This is a genomic window from Hyphobacterium sp. CCMP332 (assembly GCF_014323565.1).
GTDB lineage: Bacteria > Pseudomonadota > Alphaproteobacteria > Caulobacterales > Maricaulaceae > Hyphobacterium.
Genome location: NZ_CP058669.1, coordinates 1,126,662 through 1,146,365, shown reverse-complemented (window position 1 = coordinate 1,146,365; position 19,704 = coordinate 1,126,662). Strand labels below are relative to the sequence as shown.

Sequence of the window (19,704 nt, the reverse complement as noted above, 5' to 3'; positions counted from 1 at the left end):
TTTTCTCGTCTCCATGAGTCGTATGCAATCCGGAACCGGTTCCAGGCCGCCGCATGAGCCCGCTCGTCCCGAGGACGAAAGGCGGGAGCTGGACCTTTATGACCTGATCGAAATGGTCTGGTCGCAGCGTGCCGTCATTATTGCTGTTTTCCTTGTATTGTTCATAGCAGGCGGTGCTGCTGCCTATTTGTTGTTGAACAAAACATATGAGGCCCGCGCTCGCCTGCTCGTGCTCCTGGACGATGAAGATCTGACTCCCGGTGCGGCCGGATCGGGTGACGGATTCATCATCGAGCAGGTCATGCAGTCGGAATCCGAGATCATGAATTCGGAAACCGTACGCCGCATCGCTCTGGAAAATATCGGCCCGGCTGCTGTTCTTGCAGAAGGCGGTTCGGAGGAGTTGGCCCTGCGGGCCATGCGGCAGAGTTTTTCCGTGGTGAGGGCACCGAGTGCCTCGGTTTTGATCCCGGTGATCGAAAGCGATAGCCCCGAACGGGCTGAAACCATCCTGAATGCGATCGTCGATGCCTATCTGGAATATCGCCAGGTTGTCCTGACGGGAGATGGTGCCACGGGGGTGGCTGACCGCCGCCTGCAGGCCAATGCCGCCTATTCGGCGGCACTGGATGAACTGGACGCGTTTCTGACCGCGAACAATATTACCGACTACGATTCTGATGTTGCGGCGCTGCGTACCCAGAATGCGGCGCTTCAGACCACGCTGGCGACCGCCCAGTCCGAACGTCAGGCTTCTTCTGCTGCGGCGGCTGCTATAGCGGCGCGGGTTGCAGACATGCCAGTGAATATCGAACTCTATGTCGAGAGCAGCGCAGAGAATTTGTTGATCGAGAAGCGTCTCGAACGCGAAAGCCTGCTTGCACGATATCTGGAAACCGCGCCGCCCGTCGTGGCCATTGATCGCGAAATCGCAGAGCTGGAGGAGTTTCTCGAGGGCGGCGGTGTGGCAGGTCTCGGCCAGACCCGAACCGGGGTGAACGAAGTCCGTCAGGGTCTTGTACAGGAGCAATTGCGGCTTGAATCCGTGGCGGCGGCAGAGGCGACGCGGGCCCGCACAATTTCGGGGCAACTCCAGACCGTCCAGAATGAAATTTCACGATTGCGCGGTGTGGAGCCGGAATACCGGCGTCTTGCCCAGAATGTCGAAGCCACGGCGGCGGCTGCGACCGTGCTCGCGACGCAACAGGCGGAAGCCGAGGCGCGTCAATCCCTGTCGCCGGGCAGTGCGGATGCGGTCCGAATTGTCGAGCGTGCTTTTGCCGCGCCGGAAGGAACCTCACTGAAGAAGCTGGGCGTGGCGGCGGCCTTCATTTTTGCGGCCGGTACAGCGGTTCTCATCGGATTGATCCGGGGCTACTGGACCCAGCATGTGGGGCCGACAAGTCAGCGGCAGCGTGTTGCTCGCCCGGTCAGGACGGCTGACACCACAGAGGGCTTCGGCCCGATGCCGTCCCGCGTGGCGGGGGTTCCGGTGCTGGCGCGAATGCCGGATAGAGGCAGTGCGTTGGGTCGGCGTTAACCGATGCAATCAATGCTGTGTATCTGGAAATGATTCGCGGCGATTCGATGGTTGATCTTTCATTTGAAATGCAGGCGCTGGTCGACCAGCTGGAGCCGATTGCGCGCCCGGGCGGGAAAGGCCGTGTGCTCATGTTCCTGGGCGCGAGCAAGCACGCCGGAACGTCGACAATTGCGCGGGAATTTGCCCGCGCCGCCGCCGAGCGTTCTCGACGCGGTGTGTGGCTGTTCGACTTGGATTTCGCCCGCAATTCGCATGCCCGCGCCCTGGCGGGGCCCGAAGCGCAAGTCTTCGATGCCTCTTTCGGCCGCAATGCCTTCTGGCGCGCCGAACCTCACGGCGCCCAGGCGCGTCTTGTCGCCAAAGCCTGTGCCGATCATCTCTATGTCACGGAATTCCAGCGCGCCCGCTCAGGCGTCGAGCGGCTCGAATTCGGTACTGCCCGGGAATACTGGAATGCGGTGCGCGGCAGTATTGATCTTGCTGTGATCGATGCCCCTGCCGCCAGCCGGGCAACACTGCCTGTCGCTGCCGATGCGGACGGTGTGATTTTGGTGGCGGACGAAGGTAGCTGGAATGAGCGATCCATCGCGGCGCGCCGGGATGCCATTGAAAGGCGGGGCGGTGTCGTGGCCGGAATTGTCTGCAACCGGTCGCGGGATATGTCGCGACGCGTCGCTTGACCGACGTCAGCATCCATATCCGGAATTTGCGATCCGCGCCGCGGATGAATGTACTTCGCCCGCTGGAATTCTTTCTAGCCGGTCTGATCCTGTTTCTGGTGTCGCAGGGCTTGCTGGGCCCATTACTGGCGGATACCCCCGATCCGGAAGGGGCGGACATTCTTCGCGTGATGTGGTTGCCTGTTTACGCCCTGACGATCGGCTGGATGGTTATTACGCCTGCACGCACTCTGGAAGTGCTGTGGCGGACGCCGCTGATCCTCACACTCTCCATACTCTGTTTTGTGTCCTTCATGTGGTCGGTGGATGCGGGTCTAACGCAGCGCCGGGGCTTTGCGCTGGTCATGACAACGCTGTTCGGCCTGCTTCTGGCGTCGCGCTTTAACTGGCGGGAATTGATCACGCTTTTTGCGGTCGTTTTCGTGGTGCTTGGCGTGATGAGCGCCGTCATGTCGCTCGCTTTTCCCGGCATTGCCGTTCACCACGACATTCACGTCGGCGCGTGGAAGGGTATCTGGTGGGAGAAGAACACGCTCGGCGCCATGATGGCGTTCGGTACGACGGCGGCGCTGGCGGCATCTGTCTGCCAGCCGCGGCACAAGATGATCTGGTGGGGACTTGCGGCGTTTCAGGCGGGGCTGGTCCTGATGTCGACATCCAAGACGGCTTTGCTGGCGCTGATGCTGGCCCTGGCGGGCATTGCGGCCATTCATCTGATCCGCCGGGGATTTGGCTTTTCCTCGCTCATTCTCATAGGCGGCGGGCTTGTCGTCTTTATCGTCGTTCTGATGTTTTCGATCGCGCCCGTCGCCATTCTGGAGGCGCTTGGCCGCGACGCCACGCTGACGGGCCGAACAGATATCTGGCTGGTTCTGGCGGACCAGATCCAGGCGCGTCCCTGGACGGGATATGGCTATGGTGCCTTCTGGGACGGGGTTTATGGGCCGGCCTACTGGGTTCGTCAGCGCACGCAATGGCCCGTACCGACTGCGCATAATGGCTGGCTGGAGATTGCTCTCGGCATTGGGCTTCCGGGCATCATCCTGATGGCGATGTCGCTCCTGATTTCCATCGTCCGGGCCGCCGGGCGGCTGTTTCGCGGGCCGGAGGTGTTCTGGGCGCTGATTTTTCTGATTCTGGTCGCGCTGATCAGTATTTCAGAGAGTAATCTGTTGCAGCGAAATGCGATTACCTGGGTGTTGTTCGTGGCAACCGCTGCGCGTCTCGCCCTGCCGCGGCGCTATGACGATGTCAGTGTCCGATAGGCCTCGGTCACTGGCAGGACGTTCGCACCGCTTTTCGAAACATGATCGAGCAGATCCCGGAACTGATCCGCAGTGCAACCCCATTCGGTCGGGTTTTCCTGAATATCGTGGGCATAGAAAATCAGCCAGCCGGGCCGGGATGCACCTTCATCGACATAGGCTTTTGCCGTGGCAAGTCCGCTTTCGCCGCCATCAATGCCGACCGCTTTCAGGAGATTTCGGTCATCGCCCGCCCGGTTGATGCCGGGGCGCACACCGCGAAGGGTCTCGAAGTTCCGGGCGAGCACGCGCTTGCTGGCCGGGGAAGCTTCGCCAAATGGATAGGCGAAGGCCGGAAGCCCGGAATGATATCCGAGCGCAGTCAGCGCATCGCGATTGGCTTTGACGTCCGCCAATGTTTCGCTGGCCGAGGTTTGCCCGAGGTCAATATGATTGAGCGTATGGCAGGCAATTTCATGCCCGCTATCTGCGAGCCGCCGGATATCGCTGCCGTCAAACATGGGTCCATGATGCGTGTCGGTTCCGGCAAAACCGGCCGCAGCGTACCAGGTGCCGCGCCAACCGCGTTTTTCCAGCTCCGCAGCGCCGCATTCGACGGCGGATTTCGGAAAATCATCGAACGTTATCGACACAACGAGCCGATCAGGCGCGATGTGGATCGGATCCCGCTCAAACAGGCGGGCCCGAAAACGCTTGAGTTTTCCGGACAGGCCAGACGAAGGGATATAAGCGTTTTCTGTCATCATCAGATCGCGTCCGCGGCCCAGCTGGCACGCCAGAGTTTGAGGGCGGTTGTCCGCGCCTTCATCGGCGCGATGGGTGATTGCGCCATCAGGGCCCAGACGCCGCGCAACAGGGCCTGGCCAGGAATGGCTTTCAGGATGCGCGCGGCTCTCGCCCCCGGAAGGGCCGCGAGTTCCGGGTGCTTTTCCAGAAGCCTTGCATAATTGCGCGCGGCATCACGGAATTTGCCAAGCAGAATGTCGGGTGATTGCCAACCGGCATGGCCTGCCGGATTATCGATATGCATCAGTTTACCGATCTGATCAGCGCGTACGGCCCAATCGACATCTTCCCAGCCCCAGCCGGTGAAGTGCTCATCAAATCCGACTTTTCGCATCAGGTCTGCGCGCGCGAGAAGATTGCTCGTGCAAAACGCCGTTGCGCCGATTTCATTCCGGCATTGCGCAGAGTTTTCATCGCTGCTTCGGGCGAGTGCGGCATGCAGTTGATGCGACTTGTCCTGAACCGGATCGGCAGTGTATCCGCCAAATGCGGCGTCAAACCCGTCAGTTTCTATTTGCTCAAGCCATGTCCGCAAAAAGTGTTCAGCGACCGTCATGTCGGCATCAAGGAAAAGTTCCCACTCGCCGATGGCGGCGGAGGCCAGCCGGTTGCGCCCTGCCGCGCGTCCGACATTCCGGCGGGCGGTGAGCAAGCGGGCAGGGGCGGGCAGCGCGTCGACCGCCCGGGCAATGCGCGTATTTAGGTCCGGGTCCGGCTCACCATCGTCGAACAGGACGATTTCGATCGGCAACTCATGCGCGGATATTTCGGCAGCAAGCGCACTCACCAGAGGTGTGGGGTCGTCGCGGTAAAACGGTATCAGGACCGACATTTGAATGCCGGAAGCCATTGTCGCGGCACGATTGGAATAGTCCGCATATTCACTCATGATGATGCCTCCACAGGGCGCAGCCAGCCCTGGGCAATTCCCAGCCAGCTGCGACAATCGGCAATGTTCAGTGCCAGTGCCGCGGCGATGTATACGCCGCCGCCACAGACGCCCTTTGCCAGCAGAACAAGGAGCGCCGGCCCCGAGACGGGTAGCCAGTAGACAACGCCAGCCATGATGGCGGTCGCACAAGCGGCGCGCCCCCAGTCCAGCCAGGGTAGGGGCAGCGGGAAGAGCGACCGTCCGAGCGCAGCACAGGCAACAAGGCTCAAGGCATAGGATATCAGCGTCGCCGCCGCCGCACCGGCAATGCCGAAGACCGGTATCAAGGCGAGATTGAGCCCGATATTGGCTACAGCGGCGACGCCCATGATGGCCGCCATCCAGCGTGTCTTGCGCTTCAGTATGAAGCTTTCGTGGAAATAATAGGTCATCAGCCCTTTCATCAGGCCAGCCAGCGCGATCCACGGCAGGATCAGCGTGGCCCCGGCGCGATATTCCTCGCCAACCATGACCGTTGAGAGCGGGGCGGCCACCAGCGCCAGTCCGGCCGCTGCGGGAAAACCGATCAAGCCCATGACGCGGGCGGACTGCCCGGCGACTTTACGAGCGGCTTCAGGCCCATCCTTTTCAAGCGCCCGGATCATGAGCGGGGTTGCGGCTGTGCCCAGCCAGATAAAGAGGATGTCGATGGTTCTATCCGCGAGGCCATAGCCGGCCGAATAAATGCCGACCGCGGCCTCATTCATCAATCCGGCGATCAGGAAGCGATCGCCTGCGGAGAGGAGATGCTCGAAGACCAGCGAAATCGACACCGGCAGGCCATAGGCGAAATAGACCATCGCCCGGCGTTTGCGCAGCTTGCCGCTTGTGGATTTGCGCGCCTGGGTCGGAAATTCGAAGAATAATGTGATCAGACTGGCCAGTGCCAGGCCGGCAATCGGACCGGCTGCGCCCAAAGGCGTCGCCATCAGAATGGCAATGCCGAGCGCGAATCCGCCCAGAATGTTGGCGGTTTCAAAGATTGAATAGGAGGCGATCTCGCCGGCCGCGCGACGCGATTCAATGCCGATTGCCAGCAGCGAGCGAAGCGTGAGGGCCGCGAGGCCAAATCCAAGGGCTGATTTGAGGGCAACGCTGAACGGGGCGAGCCAGAGCGCCATTCCACCGATGATCAGAACGCCGGCGCCGACGAGCGCAAAACTGGCATAGATGGTCGCTAGATGGGAGGCGAGTTGACCGCGTTCGTCCGCCCGGGCGTGAAAACGCGCGACGGCTGCATCTAGCCAGGTATGAAAGGCCATCGCCGTTATGTGCATGGCCGCCAGGGCAAGGGCATACTGGCCATACATTTCGGCGGGCATCAGGCGCGTCAAAATGGCGACGCCACCGAAGCCGACGACGGCGCGCGCAATCTGCACGGGCAGGTATCCGAGAATGTGCTTGCCGAGCATTCTTGCGCGCAGCTCCCTAATCGAGCGGTGCAGTCTGCACACAAGCACCTAAAATCGCGTGAACATCCGGACATAAAAAGGGTCGAAGCCATTCACCTTAGGATGAGGTTATGACTTCGACCCTTTTTCGATGCGGTATGAGGCTCCGGATTTATTGCGAAAGCGGAAGGCGCCCAACGTTCATCATTTCCGGAAACCAAAACGAAACCCTGTTTCGCTAATGTCGCATCAGAAACCGGGGTGCCCATGGCGAATTCAATCAAAGCCGAATTAAAGAAGCCCAGCGAGCTGTCCTCAGCCGAGCGCCAGGCATGGACGGCCTTCACTGACGCTGATCCTTCGTTGGCCAGTCCCTATTTTCGTCTGGAATTTGCGGAATGCTGTGAAGAAGCGCGATCGGATACGCGAGTGCTTGTCGTCCGCGAAAATGGCCAGATCGCCGGCTTCCTGCCCCTGCAAATGGGGAAGGTGGGTTATGCGCGGCCCCTGGCGGGCCCGTTATCCGATGTACATGGTGTGATCAGCGAGCCAGGTCGGGATGTTGATCTGAAGGCCTGGCTGAAGGCTGGCAGCGTGCCGCTGTTTGAATTCCACAGCGCGCTCGGTCTTCAATCCTGCTGGGGCGGCCATTCCGCCGTGCAGGACGGGTCGTGGATCATTGATATCTCCAATGGTTTCGACGCGTTCGAACAATCGCGCGCGGAACTGGAGCCAAAAGCCTTTCGCAATATCCGGTCACGCCGGCGCAAACTGGAGGAGGCGGACGGTGGTTTTGAATTCCGGATGGATGATGATCGCCCGGAGGCTTTTGCCACCATGATCGAGTGGAAAAGTCAGCAATATCAACGCACCGGTGTTTTTGACGTCTTTTCAGTTGGCTGGACCGCAGACTTGCTCAAAGCTCTGCTCAGGAAGCGGACGGACCGGTTCCGGGGCATATGTTCCACACTCAATGTGGGAGGCGAGATTGCAGCCGTTCATGTCGGCATGGGGAGTGAATCCCGCAGCCATTACTGGTTTCCGGCCTATGATCCGGCTTTCAACAAGTTGAGCCCGGGCTTGCTGCTGCTTCTGGAGAAGGTGCGCGTTGCGGCTTCGGAAGGGAGAAACAGTGTCGAACTCGGTCCCGGTGACTATGATTTCAAGCGCAATCTGAGCAGCTCGCAAATTCCTCTGGCTCAAGGATGCATCCTGACGGCGTCAGCGCCGGCAACCTTGCGGGCGGCCGCGCGATCGCTCGCCGACGCCTTCGAGAAAGCGCCGCTCGGAAATGTCGGCCGTCTACCCAGACGGGCTTTGCGAAAAGCCGACAAGCTGGCGTCCTATTACGCATGGTGATCCGGCCCGACCGCCGCTCTGTTCTCCTGGCGGGTGGAGCCTCCTTATTGATGGGCGGACAAAGATCTGTCACCCGCCGAAAAATAGATCTCTGGGACAATAGGACGGGCCCGCATCTTCGGGGAGCGGTGTTGCCGCAGCGGCGGGTCTATCCGGACATTGACGGTGATACTTTCCTGGGACCGGGACCGGTCGGAACCCCGGTGACGGACGCCGCGCTTGCCAGTCTGGCGGTAAATGGCGGCAATCTCGCCCTGTTATCGCACCCCGGCATCTTTACCGAAACCGCGCCCTACCGGATCGACCATCAGATTGCCGATCATCTCGCCCAGCTGGTTGAGCGGTGTGCCCGTCACGGTCTGTTTTCCGTCATCGGCTTTCGATCCGGGCCGGAGCGCTCCGAATTCACGTTCCATCGCGACGATGGCGATAGCTGGTTCCCGTCATCGATGATTGACGAGCGGCTCTGGCGGGAGGACGAGGCCCAGCTTGCCTGGGCGGATATGTGGCAGCAGACCGCCCGGCAGTTTCGCGCAAACCCTGCGGTTGCCGGTTACCTCTTGATGGTAGAGCCGAATGGCAGCCATGTTGTGCGCCGCTCACCGTGGCCCCGGATGGCGCGCGCAATCGCCCGTGCTGTCCGCGAGATTGATATTGAAACGCCCTTGCTGATCAGCCCGGACGGATATGCCAATGCCGCCTATGAGGCCGAGCTCGACCTGTCAGGGTTGGGCCATACCGTGCTGGCCATCCATGATTATTCGCCCTTTGCCTACACGCATTCCGCCCACCATAGCGCTGCTTCTTTTTCGACTGAATCGGCGCAAGTTTCTCCGCCTGCCGCAGACCGCTGGATGGTCGGGGAATGGGGTGTCCGCCGTTGGGCGTTCAGTGCCCCGGAATTCGCGCGTTTGCGCCTTCAATCCATGGAAGAGCAGGGTGCCAATTCAGCCTGGTTCAACTGGCCCTCGGGTTGGGGCCATTACGAACAGGTTGAGAATGGCTGGAATCCGTTTTTCGGCCACGATCCGGCGGCGACCCGGCGCGTCAACAATGCCCCTTTGGCAGAGGAATTACGCCGGTACTGGTCGCGGAATACCGTTCGCCCCTAACGCACGTTGATCTTGTCACCGAGGAGCGCCGGACCGGTTTTCAGCATGATCCAGAGATCAAACCATAGGCTGGCCTTGCTGATATATTCCACGTCATAGCGAATGCGCTCACGGGCGGATTCGGGCGAGTGCAGGGGACCGCGGGAGCCGTTGACCTGCGCCCATCCGGTCAGGCCCGGCTTTACGCGATGCCGATGGGCATACTCGCCCACAAGACTGGATGTCAGCGCTGCGCCGGTTTTCATACCCGGCGCATGCGGCCGGGGACCAACCAGCGACATTTCACCCTTCAGAACGTTCCAGAGTTGCGGCAACTCGTCCAGACTGGTTGAGCGAATGAAACGGCCGAGACGGGTCACGCGCGGATCGTCGCGTTCAACCTGGCGGACGGCTCCGTCCCTGGGAGCGGGCTCGTCGCGCATGGAACGGAATTTCAACACCTCAATCAGGCGGCCATTAAAGCCTTCCCGCTTCTGGCGGAACAGGACAGGGCCCGGCGAGTCCAGTTTGATCAGAACGGCCAGGACAGCCATGACGGGAAGCGCTGCCACAAACATCAGAGACCCGATCACCAGATCTTCCAGCCGCTTGGCAATGATCCAGCCCGGCGTGGCGGGGCTGCCAGACAAGCGGGCGGCCGGTGCATTTGCGATGTCTTCCAGCGATTGCTTTTTCGGATTGAAATGCTCGAAGTCCAGCAGGAGGCAGACGGGCTGCGGCAATCCGGACAATTTTGTAATCAGGTTCTGAACACGGTCTACGGCGTGCGGCGTCACGGTGACGATGATGCGATCGACTTCCTGCAGATGCGGCCAGCTTGTCAGATCCGCCAGAGTGCCCAGATAGGGGGCACCCGCCAGAATAGACGGACTGCGCGCTTTGCGATCGTCAAAAATACCGAGGATATTGACCGCCTTGTTTCGGTCATTGGAATCGATCAGGCGGCGGGCATTTGCCGTCGCGCCAACGATGACAACATTCGCGGCCAGTCGCCCGCTGCGCGCCCAATATTCCATGAAGAAGGCATATACCGTGTGGACCACCAACAGGGCAGCGGCGGATACGCTCGCCTGTTGTGTGGCTGCGAGCGTGAGCGCCGGGTCTGACAACCGCACGAGTATAATCGTCGCAATGCCCGCCAGGCCCAGGCCGATAATGCTTGTTGCCATGTGTCTCCAGGCCGGCTTGCGCGCGCGGATCACATAGAGGTGAGACATCCGGAATGCACACATTGTGACGCCAAGAAAGACAAGGATTGGCCAGAAATCGGCCGAAAACGACAGGAAAGCAGCAACGGCCAGACTGCCCATAATGCCGGAGTCGATCAGCTGAAGCGCGCGGCTGAGCGTTGCGCGGTCGATCCGGTTGGTGGGCGGGTCAATCTTTTCGCGCATCGTTTCAAGCGTTGCCGTGCGTCCGCGGCCACTTTCCAGGCCTGCAAAGCCCGGAGAGACGTCATTCGCCGGAGAAAAAGGCTGCGTTTCGTAATGCCGCTTGCTCATCGTCACCATTCCCGATCAAATTGATCACATCGGAATAATGCCCGAATAACGAAAAGATTCAGTTGTCAGACGTGGTTAGCAAAATCTGAAGCCGGACGATTTCGTCTTGCACCGTTTTCGCGATATGATGGGATCCCGATTTCCGGGGGAGGGCAAATGGTTCGACTGATCGCGATATCGGCTATGATGGGGGCGCTGCTGGCCGGTTGCGCGACCGTGCCCACTGATCTTGAACCCGGGGATATGAGGGCGTCTGCGGTGGCTCCCGCGCCGCCGTCAGCCCCGAGTGTTGTTGAGGAAGTAGCGCCGGAAAACATGCCCGGTGATGACGGTAGCGCTGCCGATGCGGCACCCTTTGCAGGATTTCGATATGTGCCCGTCGGAACGGCTTTCGCCGGCACCCGTCCGGACACACCCTATGCCATGAGCGCGCTCGGGGCGGCACCATACTGGCGGGCAAACCTCGAATTCTACGAGCTTGCCGGTGAGCTGTTTGCAGACCTTCAGATGGTGATGGCGGAGCATGATCCGGTGTTGACCCGTTTGCGCCCGGGGCCGGACCATATGGTGAACGGCTTTCGGCGTTATGTCTCGGCCGACGCCGAAGACGTCCAGGTATCGGCGGCATTCCAGGCCGGGCCGTGTATGGATGCAGACGGAATTGAGCGCTCGTTTTTTGCCTCCATACGGGTGAATGACGCGGTCTATAATGGTTGTGCCCGCGAAGACGGCGGCCAATGGGACTGGAGCCGTGACATTCTCACCCGTTTTGAAGAGGTCCGGATGTGTCTTGATGAAGTGCCGGATGCGGTTGGTGCGATTGATGCGTATTCGCCGAGCGAAGACCGTACGGCGGTGCGTGTCATAGCCGGCGACCAGCGCCGGTTTGAATGCATGATCGTCAATTCCGGCCAGCGCCTGGCTTCGCTGCGAGAACTGGATGTAACAGAAGTGCACCTGAATGAAGGACGGACGGTCTTCCTGCCGGACGTGCCGGAGGCCAATGAATGTCAGGCCGTCGAGCAGATTCGCCGCCCGGACGGCGCATTGATGGGCGCATTGGTTCACGACCTTTGCCAGAATCCCCGGCTTCATGTCGAAGGCCCGCTTGAAAGCGGCGAAAGCTGACTTTTTCGAAGGTTTTCAAGCTCGGGGAGCACATTCGCGATGCTCGACCATACCGAAATTCCCTGCGGCCGATAATTTTGGCGGCGGGCGAAGCGCTTTTTTCAGAAGACGTGGCAGGTCGGGTTTCGCATCGCCCGATAACGCCGCGGGCCGGTCCGGCATGAAAGCAATCGCCTGCATGCCGCTTGCGGTATCAGTCTGCAAAGAGACTGGCGTAATCGCCATAACCTTCGGCTTCGAGGTCAGCGACCGGGACGAAGCGAAGCGAAGCCGAGTTGATACAGTAGCGCAAGCCGCCCTGATCCTTTGGGCCATCCGGGAAGACATGGCCCAAATGGCTGTCACCATGTTTCGAGCGCACCTCTGTGCGGATCATGCCGTGTGATATATCCCGCAATTCATTTACGTTTTCGCCTTCAACCGGCTTGGTGAAGCTTGGCCATCCACAGCCGCTATCGAATTTGTCCATCGAAGTGAAAAGGGGTTCGCCAGAAACGATGTCGACGTAAAGCCCTGCTTCCTTGTGGCCATCATATTCGCCAGTGAACGGGCGCTCTGTGCCGTTTTCCTGGGTTACCCGATATTGTTCGGGTGTCAGCCTGGCGATGGCGTCCGCATCTTTTTTATAGTTTTCGGGCATGGGGCGCTCCGTTCTCGCTGGCCAGAATTTGGTTCATCCGATATGGGCATTCGGCAACCGGATTTCCACGGTCATGTCCGGATTGTGATGACGGCGTGAAACCGGCTAGTTCTGCGCCCCTACGACCGGCTCTCCACCGGCATCCTCAGCTTGTGACTCCAATTGCTTTGACATCCAGTTCGGCGTTTTCGTGAACCGGCCGAGAACGCTGTAGGCGACCGGGATCACGAAGAGCGTAAACAGGGTCGCGACCGTCACCCCGGTGAAGATCACAACGCCGATCGTGATCCGGCTCTCGGCCCCCGGACCGCTCGCCAACATGAGTGGCGCTGCTCCGATAGCAGTGGACAAGCCCGTCATCAGGATCGGACGGAAACGTATTTCAGCGGCATCCAGTGTCGCGGTCATGACATCCCGGCCTTCTTCGCGCAGCTGGTTGGCAAATTCGACAATCAGAATGCCATTCTTGGCTGCCAGTCCAATCAGGATTACCAGCCCGATCTGGGAATAGATATTCAGGCTCGAGCCAATAACCTCGAGGCCGAATAACCCGCCCGTTACGGCGAGAGGCACCGTCAACATGATCACGAAAGGCTGGATAAAGCTTTCAAACTGCGCGGCCAGAACCAGAAACACGATCAACAACGCCATTCCGAATGCGAAGAGGAGCGCGCTGTTGGCTTCAAGGAATTCCTTGGCTCCACCGAGATAGGTTGTCGAAAAACCCGGTGCGAGTTCGCGCCCCGCCCAGTCGTCGAGCCATTCGACCGCTTCACCCAGTGTATATCCATCCGCCAGTGTGGCGGAGACCGTGATGGCGCGTTGACGATCCACCCGGTTGCGCGATGAAGCTTCACCGATTTCTGTGATCGAGACTAGGTTGGACAAGGGGATCAGGCGGCCTTCGCGGCCGGAAACGTAGAGCGTTTCCAGATCCTGTGCGCTGGAGCGCTGATCGCGCCGGTTTTCCATGATGACGTTGTAGGCTTCGCCCTGCTCAATGAATTGACCGACCCGGCGGGATCCAAGATGGGTTTGCAATGTCTGCCCGATATCCGCCACGGATACGCCAAGGTCGGCCGCTCTCTCGCGATCAATATCGACGACCAGACGCGGGCTTGTGGGTTCGTAATTCTTGCGGGCGCGCATCAGATTTGGGTTGCCTTCGCGGATGGCGGCCAGAAGCCGCTCCGCTTCTGCATCAAGACTTTGGTAGTCAGGCCCCTGAAGCACGAATTGAATATCATCGCCACCCCCGCCGCCCCGAATGGCCGAGCGCATGGAGGCAAAGGCGCGCACACCGGTCAGCTGGCCGAAACGTTCATTGATCTCACCCAGTATTTCGCTGCCATCCCGGCGGTCATCCCAGTGCACCATACTGCCGATGACAATTCCGGAATTGTAACCCGAGCCGCCCCAGCCGGGCGCCACGACAAGCACGCGGCGCAACTCTCCAGCCTCCACATATTCCATGACGATGTTTTCAACTTCGGTTGCCTGCTGGGTCATATAATCAAAGCTGGCACCTTCAGGTCCGGAGAAGAATCCGAAGAAGCCCCCGCGATCTTCCGGTGGGGTGAGTTCGCCCGGGAGCTTGTTGAGCAGGTAGGCAGAGCCGCCCAGCGCCACGAGAATAACAGGAATGATCATCCACGGTGTCTTGACTGCAATCTCCAGACTGGACCGGTAATTGCCGCGCACACGGTTCACGATTTCATTGACCCATCGAGCCGGGCCGCGTGCTTCTGTTGACGGCTTGATGAGTTTGGATGCCATCATCGGCGAGAGGGTCAGCGCAACGAAGCTGGACAGGATCACGGCGACCGCAATGGTGAGGGCAAGCTCATTGAATATCCGGCCAATGAATCCGGGCAGGAAAACCAGCGGAACGAAGACGGCGACCAGAACAGCTGTGGTAGCAATCACCGCGAAGAAGACCTGTCGACCGCCACGCAGGGAGGCGAGGGCAGGGCCCTCACCCATATCGACGCGGCGTTGAATATTTTCCAGCACCACAATGGAATCGTCGACCACCAGCCCGATTACGAGCACCAGTGCCAGCAAGGTGAGAATGTTGATGGAAAACCCGGCAATTGCCAGACCTGCAAAGACACCGATCAGGCAGACCGGCACAACAGCGGCGGGAATGATCGCAGCGCGGAAACTGCCGAGAAACAGGTAGATCACCAGCACAACCAGCGTGGCGGCAACTAATAATGTGCGCCAGACCTCGCGGATGGATTCTTCGATGAAGACCGTATCATCGGATGCGACGATCAGCGTCATGCCTTCGGGCAGGTTGGGCCGGATGCGTTCGGCTTCAGCGTTGACATCGCTTGCAACCTGAACAGAGTTGGCCTGACTTTGCCGGACAAATCCCAAGCCAATCATGTTGTTGGCGTTGCCGCGGAAGAGTGTGCGTTGTTCTTCCGCTTCCAGAGAGATGTCCGCGACTTCCGCAAGCCGGATAATGTGACCACCTTCGCCGCGGCCGATCGGCAAGCGCTCAAAACTCTCCGGTTCGGTAAACATGCGCTCGACCCGAACCACGATCTGGGTGTCGGGCGTTTCGATGGACCCTCCGGGCACCTCGACATTCTGCGTTCTCAGCGCGGTATCAATATCCGAAACGGTTATCCCGCGCGCTGCCATGGCTTGCGGATCCAGCCAGATCCGGATCGCATACCGGCGCTGGCCGCCAATCCTGACGCGCGCGACGCCATCAATGACGCTGAACCGGTCAATCATGGATCGCTCGGCATAGTCAGATAATTCTTCTGATGTCATGCGGTCCGACATCAGCGCATACCACATGAAGGGGCGCGCGTCGGAATCCTGCTTTTGCACTTCGATCTGTTCGATTTCCGGCGGCAACCGGTCCGCAATCCGGGAGACGGCGTCGCGAACATCGTTTGCAGCCGCTTCGATGTCGCGGCTCAGATCGAATGTAATGGAAATACTGGAATTGCCGTCGCGCGAAGACGACTGGATCAGTTCGATGCCGTCAATGCCAGACAGTTGATCCTCGATCACCTGCGTCACCCGGTTTTCGACGACTTCGGCATTGGCGCCCGGGTATTCGGCCTGAACCGAAACGACGGGCTGATCGACATCCGGCAGTTCGCGTAATGGCAATTCGCGCAGGCCGAGAATGCCGAAAACAATAATCAGAGCGCTTGCCACAAAGGCCAGTACCGGGCGCCGAACGGCAATATCGGAAAGTGTCATGGCTGGCTCGTCAGATTGCTGGCCGGGGGCGTCAACATGGCGGCCCGTTCCACAGCGGCCGAACGCGTTTCGGTCACGGTCACCGGCATTTGACTTCGGATGCGATGAACCCCTTCAGCAACGATCAGGTCACCGGACGCAAGGCCATCGGTGATTTCAACCAGATTGCCGTCGCGCTGACCGAGCTCGACCGTGCGCCGCTGGACAAAACTGCCGCCGTCGCGTTCGCCGATAACAAAGACAAAACTCTCGTCCAGATATCGGGTGATCGCTGAGCCTGGGACGGCGGGAGTGTTGCGGATATCGCGCCGGATTTCGACCGTCATGAGCTGGCCGGGCCTGAGATGACCCGATGCGTTGTCGATTTCGGCCCGGACGGTAATCGTGCGGGTGACCGGGTCGATGCGGCTGCTGATCTGGGCAATTTCCCCGACAAAAATTTCATCCGGATAGGCCGATGTCCGCGCCGCAATTGAAATGCCGGGTTCCAGTGCGGCCAGAAAGCGTTCCGGCACAGAGAAATCCAGTTTGATGATGGATGTATCGTCCAGCGTGATGATGGGATCACCCGGGCGCACCAGACTTCCGACGCTTACTTCACGAAGGCCGACCATGCCGGCGAAGGGGGCCCGGACGATCCGGTCGGCCAGCCGCGCTTCGATCGAATTTACGCGGGCGGCGGCACGTTCGACGGCCGCATTGGCTTCATCGAGGCGTTGGCGCGGCGCGATGCCGCGATCGATCAGGTCTTCGACCCGGTCCAGTTCGCGGCGGGCTTCGCGCTGGGTTGCGCGCGCTTCGGCCAGATCCGCAGCTTCTTCTGTTTCTGTCAGCTCTACGAGAATGTCGCCTTCCGCCACGCGCTGGCCTGAGTCAAAATTCATTATGGAAATCGTATCCGCCACCTGCGCGGTCACCGTAACGGTTTCATTCGCCCGCGCCGTTCCCAGGGCCTCGACGATGTCCGCGAATTCATGCGATCCCACTTCATACGCTGCAACAGGTGTCGCACCGCTCCCCCAACCGCCTGCACTCGTCTCTTCACCGCCGATGGAACGGAAAAGGACGATGGCCGTCATGACGAGAAAGACGCCGAGTACAATGATGAGAGTTGCAGCACGTTTCATGAAAAGCCTCCGCGCGGAAAGATGCCCCAAAAGCCATAGACTTCAAGGCGAAATACAGTTGATCAATATACCTCTTAAGGTTGCGATTTTTAGCGATCATTTCAATATTGCCGCTAAAAATCAGCAGTAAGAGCCATTCTATTCGGGAATGAGCGCCCGGAATCCCGGATGCTGCATTTGGTTGTCCGGCTGAATGATCAGCAGTCAACGCCGGCATGAAAAAGGATAGTGGCGGAGAGGAAGAGAAGAGGATGTCATTGCGTCGCTCCAATTAAGTTATTGATACAATTGAACATGCATCAGCGGTGACAATAGAAAATTGGAACAGGAGATGGGATGTTCCAATGTGTCGCTTCTCAAGACGTTGTTCAGTTGGCTGGCGGCTGCTGTTTGAGAGCATAATGCGGTTTAGCGCTGGGGAACGGCGCAAACATACGACAGACTCTCAATTCAAATGCGGGACCAAACGGAGCTCGGGTCACAACACCTTTTTCCCGTTTACTTGTGTTGCATTATCTTGCTACGAATGGATTGGACCGACCACCAAACCTAACTGCCGGTAAATCAATGAATTCAACCGTTCGCATCGCTCTGGTGGATGATCATCGGTTGTTTACCGAAGGTTTCAGCGCATTGCTGACCGGATCCGGTCACGGGTATGAGGTCTCGACCTTTGAAGATCCGGTGGTGTTTCTCGAAGCGTTATCGAGCGACACCCGTTTTGATCTGATCATTCTGGATCTGGTTATGAAAGGGATGAATGGCTTGGCGTTGTTGTCGGCGATCCCGAAGATCAAAGACGCGCCGCCCGTTCTGATGTTATCCGGCATCGCGACCCCTCCGCCGGTCAGTGAAATGCAGCGCCTCGGCGCGAGCGGGTTTGTGTCAAAATCCTCGGAAATCAGCGTCCTGCAGCATGCGGTGACGCGTATTCTGGACGGGGGTAAGGTCTTTCAATCGATTGAGGCCACTCAAGCGGTCGCCGACGATGCGGGCGAGGAGGTCTGGACTACGGCTGCAGAGCCCCCCAATCTTGCTCCGCGTCAACTCGCGGTTCTGAAAATGCTGGGTGAAGGCGCGACTAACAAGGCGATCGCCGAAGCCCTGAATATCAGCGAGAACACCGTGAAATCGCATTTGCGTTCGATTTTCGAAGGCCTTGGTGTTCGAACCCGAACGGCTTGTGTCCACAAGGCGGTATTGCTGGGATTGATCTAGTTCGCTGTGCGGCCTTCGAGTGCCTGATCGAGCGCCGCACGCAGCGTTTCGCTTTCCGCCGGTTTTGGAATGATGGTGACATCTTCCAGATCAGCGAGCCTGGCAAAATCATAGACTTCGCCAGTCAGGAGGGCCGCGGGAATATCGTCCAGCACCTCGTCGCGAAGGGCCGCGATGACATCAATGCCGTCTTCGCCGTTCGCCAAGCGCTTGTCTGCTATAATGAAGCCGGGGGCCTCATTGGCCCAGGACAGAATTCGCTTGGCCTCATTGCCGGAAGCCGCTGCAATGACCCGGCATCCCCACTGGGTCAGAAGCATGGCGAGGCTTTCGCGCACGGTGGCTTCATCGTCGATCACAAGAATGAGCGGTGACCCGTCGATGGCTTTTTCGGGAAAGGGGGTTGCTTTCCGCTCCGGCGCGCGTTGGGCCGCAGGCAACCTGATACCAACGCGCGTGCCCCATCCCGGCTGGCTCTTGAACTCCAGCGGCAGGTCGAGTTTTTCGGCCAGTTGCCGAACAATAGGCAATCCGAGACCGAGGCCCTGGGGATCGGGCCCATTATCCAGCTGGACAAATTCATCGAAGATGCGGGCCTGATCGGCCTCGCTTATGCCGGGTCCGTTATCGGACACTTCAATCAGCACACCATCCCGGCCTTCATGGCAATCAATCGTGATGCGGCCATTGTGCGGGGTGAATTTAACCGCATTTGCGACGAGGTTGCGCAAGATACGTCCGAAGAGAACCCGGTCGGTCTCGACGGCAATGCTGGTTTTCTCAATGCTCAGTGAAAGCGATTTCTGGCGGGCAGGTTCGGCGAATGCGGCTTCGAGTTCAGACAGGATATCGGCCAGGTCAAAAGCACTGGTCCTGGCCGTGATCGCACCGCTACTGAGCCGGGCGGTTTCCACAAGGGCTTGCAGCATGTCTTTCTGGCTGCGCCAGGCCGCTTCGATTTTCGCCAGAAGGTCGGCCTGCTCCTTTGTGGTGACTTCTTCTTTCAGCGCGCGAATGAAAAAACCCTGAGCCTGCAAGGGCTGGGACATGTCGTGGCTGGTCGCGGCCAGAAAACGGGACTTTTCGGCGCTGACCTTTTCAATCTTGCGGTTCTGTTCCTGAAGTTTCTGATTCAGGCGCCGATTGCGTTCGGCTGCCAGCGTTTCGATCGTCTGTAGTTCCGAGCGCGCGCTGACCAGCAGACCGAACCCATAGAGGATCAGCAATCCGACGCCGATCAATCGGGCGGGCCCGTCAACGGTTGCGAGCCAAAACAGGGAGAAGGGCAGAAACATGCCGGTTGAAAGGCTGACGAAGGTGGGCCGGTATTCGGCACTGGGCAGCATGCCGCCCAAGGCGATCGAGACCACGATATTAACGGCAATGAACAGGTTCAGCGTTGAAGACGGATCCAGGTAGGCTATGGCGAGGCCGGACCATACGAGCCCGGTCATAGCAGAGATGAGCGTATGGCCACGCAAATAGCGCTTGTGGTTTTCTGCTGTGATGCCGCTCCTGAAGGCCTGCCCGTAAAGAAAGACAATCAGAACCATCAGACTGGTCAGCACCAGCCAGATCCCGGCAAAAACGGGATGGCCGGAAAAGGCAATCAGGGCGGTGAAATAGAGAATGACGCCTTCGACAATCAGGCATGACGTGCGCGTTCGCTTCAGCAATAAACGCGCCTGTCCCAGACGTACCTCGTCCAGATCGTGCTGAATCTGGGTTTTGAGATCGTTCGTGTCAGAGGCGGCGTCTTTTGCGGCCATTTACCTTCCTGTGTGTCTGCGTTCC

The 19,704-nt window shown here is 59.2% G+C and carries 15 protein-coding genes; 7 read left to right on the top strand and 8 right to left on the bottom strand.

From position 1 onward, the window contains the following. Nucleotides 1–13 precede the first annotated feature (13 nt). The 3 genes from HXX25_RS05675 to HXX25_RS05665 are packed head-to-tail and all read left to right on the top strand — an operon-like array spanning nt 14 to nt 3,488. On the top strand, nt 14–1,540 hold the full coding sequence (locus tag HXX25_RS05675) for a Wzz/FepE/Etk N-terminal domain-containing protein (protein ID WP_187167527.1): 1,527 nt from the start codon (nt 14–16) through the stop codon (nt 1,538–1,540). A 47-nt stretch (nt 1,541–1,587) separates the two neighbouring features. After that, entirely contained in the window at nt 1,588–2,223 is a 636-nt protein-coding gene (locus HXX25_RS05670; RefSeq protein ID WP_187167526.1) for a hypothetical protein, read from the top strand. Beyond that, nucleotides 2,220–3,488: an O-antigen ligase gene (locus HXX25_RS05665; RefSeq protein ID WP_187167525.1), complete on the top strand. Its 1,269-nt coding sequence runs from the start codon at nt 2,220–2,222 to the stop codon at nt 3,486–3,488. The genes HXX25_RS05670 and HXX25_RS05665 overlap by 4 nt, the downstream gene beginning before the upstream one ends. On the opposite strand, the gene HXX25_RS05660 is transcribed toward HXX25_RS05665, so the two are convergent. The 3 genes from HXX25_RS05660 to HXX25_RS05650 are packed head-to-tail and all read right to left on the bottom strand — an operon-like array spanning nt 3,464 to nt 6,617. Continuing rightward, complete coding sequence (locus HXX25_RS05660) at nt 3,464–4,234, bottom strand: polysaccharide deacetylase family protein (protein WP_187167524.1); 771 nt, start codon at nt 4,232–4,234, stop codon at nt 3,464–3,466. The genes HXX25_RS05665 and HXX25_RS05660 overlap by 25 nt on opposite strands. Further along, nucleotides 4,234–5,163 carry a glycosyltransferase family 2 protein gene (locus HXX25_RS05655; RefSeq protein WP_187167523.1) on the bottom strand — a complete coding sequence of 310 codons (930 nt, stop codon included), beginning with the start codon at nt 5,161–5,163 and terminating at the stop codon, nt 4,234–4,236. Before HXX25_RS05655 ends, HXX25_RS05660 begins: the two co-directional genes overlap by 1 nt. Beyond that, nucleotides 5,160–6,617 (bottom strand): oligosaccharide flippase family protein, encoded by a 1,458-nt coding sequence (locus HXX25_RS05650; RefSeq protein WP_187167522.1) that lies wholly within the window; start codon nt 6,615–6,617, stop codon nt 5,160–5,162. The genes HXX25_RS05655 and HXX25_RS05650 overlap by 4 nt, the downstream gene beginning before the upstream one ends. A gap of 246 nt (nt 6,618–6,863) precedes the next feature. On the opposite strand from HXX25_RS05650, the gene HXX25_RS05645 reads away from it, so the two are divergent. Next, complete coding sequence (locus HXX25_RS05645) at nt 6,864–7,955, top strand: GNAT family N-acetyltransferase (protein WP_187167521.1); 1,092 nt, start codon at nt 6,864–6,866, stop codon at nt 7,953–7,955. A gap of 131 nt (nt 7,956–8,086) precedes the next feature. After that, the gene (locus HXX25_RS05640) at nt 8,087–9,067 is read left to right on the top strand and encodes a glycoside hydrolase family 5 protein (protein WP_187167520.1); all 981 of its coding nucleotides are present in this window, start codon (nt 8,087–8,089) and stop codon (nt 9,065–9,067) included. Here the strand turns inward: HXX25_RS05640 and HXX25_RS05635 are convergent. After that, nucleotides 9,064–10,569, bottom strand: coding sequence for an exopolysaccharide biosynthesis polyprenyl glycosylphosphotransferase (locus tag HXX25_RS05635; RefSeq protein ID WP_187167519.1), 1,506 nt, complete (start codon nt 10,567–10,569; stop codon nt 9,064–9,066). The genes HXX25_RS05640 and HXX25_RS05635 overlap by 4 nt on opposite strands. A 156-nt stretch (nt 10,570–10,725) precedes the next feature. On the opposite strand from HXX25_RS05635, the gene HXX25_RS05630 reads away from it, so the two are divergent. Then, nucleotides 10,726–11,697 (top strand): hypothetical protein, encoded by a 972-nt coding sequence (locus HXX25_RS05630; protein WP_187167518.1) that lies wholly within the window; start codon nt 10,726–10,728, stop codon nt 11,695–11,697. A 193-nt stretch (nt 11,698–11,890) separates the two neighbouring features. On the opposite strand, the gene msrB is transcribed toward HXX25_RS05630, so the two are convergent. From msrB to HXX25_RS05615, 3 genes are all read right to left on the bottom strand, one after another. Next, on the bottom strand, nt 11,891–12,337 hold the full coding sequence (gene msrB, locus HXX25_RS05625; protein ID WP_187167517.1) for a peptide-methionine (R)-S-oxide reductase MsrB: 447 nt from the start codon (nt 12,335–12,337) through the stop codon (nt 11,891–11,893). Nucleotides 12,338–12,442: 105 nt separating this feature from the next. Continuing rightward, on the bottom strand, nt 12,443–15,565 hold the full coding sequence (locus HXX25_RS05620; RefSeq protein WP_187167516.1) for an efflux RND transporter permease subunit: 3,123 nt from the start codon (nt 15,563–15,565) through the stop codon (nt 12,443–12,445). Then, nucleotides 15,562–16,692: an efflux RND transporter periplasmic adaptor subunit gene (locus tag HXX25_RS05615; RefSeq protein ID WP_187167515.1), complete on the bottom strand. Its 1,131-nt coding sequence runs from the start codon at nt 16,690–16,692 to the stop codon at nt 15,562–15,564. Before HXX25_RS05615 ends, HXX25_RS05620 begins: the two co-directional genes overlap by 4 nt. A 567-nt stretch (nt 16,693–17,259) precedes the next feature. Here HXX25_RS05615 and HXX25_RS05610 point away from each other — a divergent pair. Next, complete coding sequence (locus tag HXX25_RS05610) at nt 17,260–17,910, top strand: response regulator transcription factor (RefSeq protein WP_187167514.1); 651 nt, start codon at nt 17,260–17,262, stop codon at nt 17,908–17,910. Here the strand turns inward: HXX25_RS05610 and HXX25_RS05605 are convergent. Further along, nucleotides 17,907–19,679 (bottom strand): hybrid sensor histidine kinase/response regulator, encoded by a 1,773-nt coding sequence (locus tag HXX25_RS05605; RefSeq protein ID WP_187167513.1) that lies wholly within the window; start codon nt 19,677–19,679, stop codon nt 17,907–17,909. The genes HXX25_RS05610 and HXX25_RS05605 overlap by 4 nt on opposite strands. Nucleotides 19,680–19,704: the final 25 nt, after the last annotated feature.

Bases quoted from the DNA above. Each gene is read 5' to 3' on its own strand.
- HXX25_RS05675 (WP_187167527.1), top strand. From the start codon at position 14: ATGAGTCGTATGCAATCCGGAACCGGTTCCAGGCCGCCGCATGAGCCC.
- HXX25_RS05670 (WP_187167526.1), top strand. From the start codon at position 1,588: ATGGTTGATCTTTCATTTGAAATGCAGGCGCTGGTCGACCAGCTGGAG.
- HXX25_RS05660 (WP_187167524.1), bottom strand. From the start codon at position 4,234: ATGATGACAGAAAACGCTTATATCCCTTCGTCTGGCCTGTCCGGAAAA.
- HXX25_RS05655 (WP_187167523.1), bottom strand. From the start codon at position 5,163: ATGAGTGAATATGCGGACTATTCCAATCGTGCCGCGACAATGGCTTCC.
- HXX25_RS05650 (WP_187167522.1), bottom strand. From the start codon at position 6,617: ATGCTCGGCAAGCACATTCTCGGATACCTGCCCGTGCAGATTGCGCGC.
- HXX25_RS05645 (WP_187167521.1), top strand. From the start codon at position 6,864: ATGGCGAATTCAATCAAAGCCGAATTAAAGAAGCCCAGCGAGCTGTCC.
- HXX25_RS05635 (WP_187167519.1), bottom strand. From the start codon at position 10,569: ATGAGCAAGCGGCATTACGAAACGCAGCCTTTTTCTCCGGCGAATGAC.
- HXX25_RS05630 (WP_187167518.1), top strand. From the start codon at position 10,726: ATGGTTCGACTGATCGCGATATCGGCTATGATGGGGGCGCTGCTGGCC.
- msrB (WP_187167517.1), bottom strand. From the start codon at position 12,337: ATGCCCGAAAACTATAAAAAAGATGCGGACGCCATCGCCAGGCTGACA.
- HXX25_RS05620 (WP_187167516.1), bottom strand. From the start codon at position 15,565: ATGACACTTTCCGATATTGCCGTTCGGCGCCCGGTACTGGCCTTTGTG.
- HXX25_RS05615 (WP_187167515.1), bottom strand. From the start codon at position 16,692: ATGAAACGTGCTGCAACTCTCATCATTGTACTCGGCGTCTTTCTCGTC.
- HXX25_RS05610 (WP_187167514.1), top strand. From the start codon at position 17,260: ATGAATTCAACCGTTCGCATCGCTCTGGTGGATGATCATCGGTTGTTT.
- HXX25_RS05605 (WP_187167513.1), bottom strand. From the start codon at position 19,679: ATGGCCGCAAAAGACGCCGCCTCTGACACGAACGATCTCAAAACCCAG.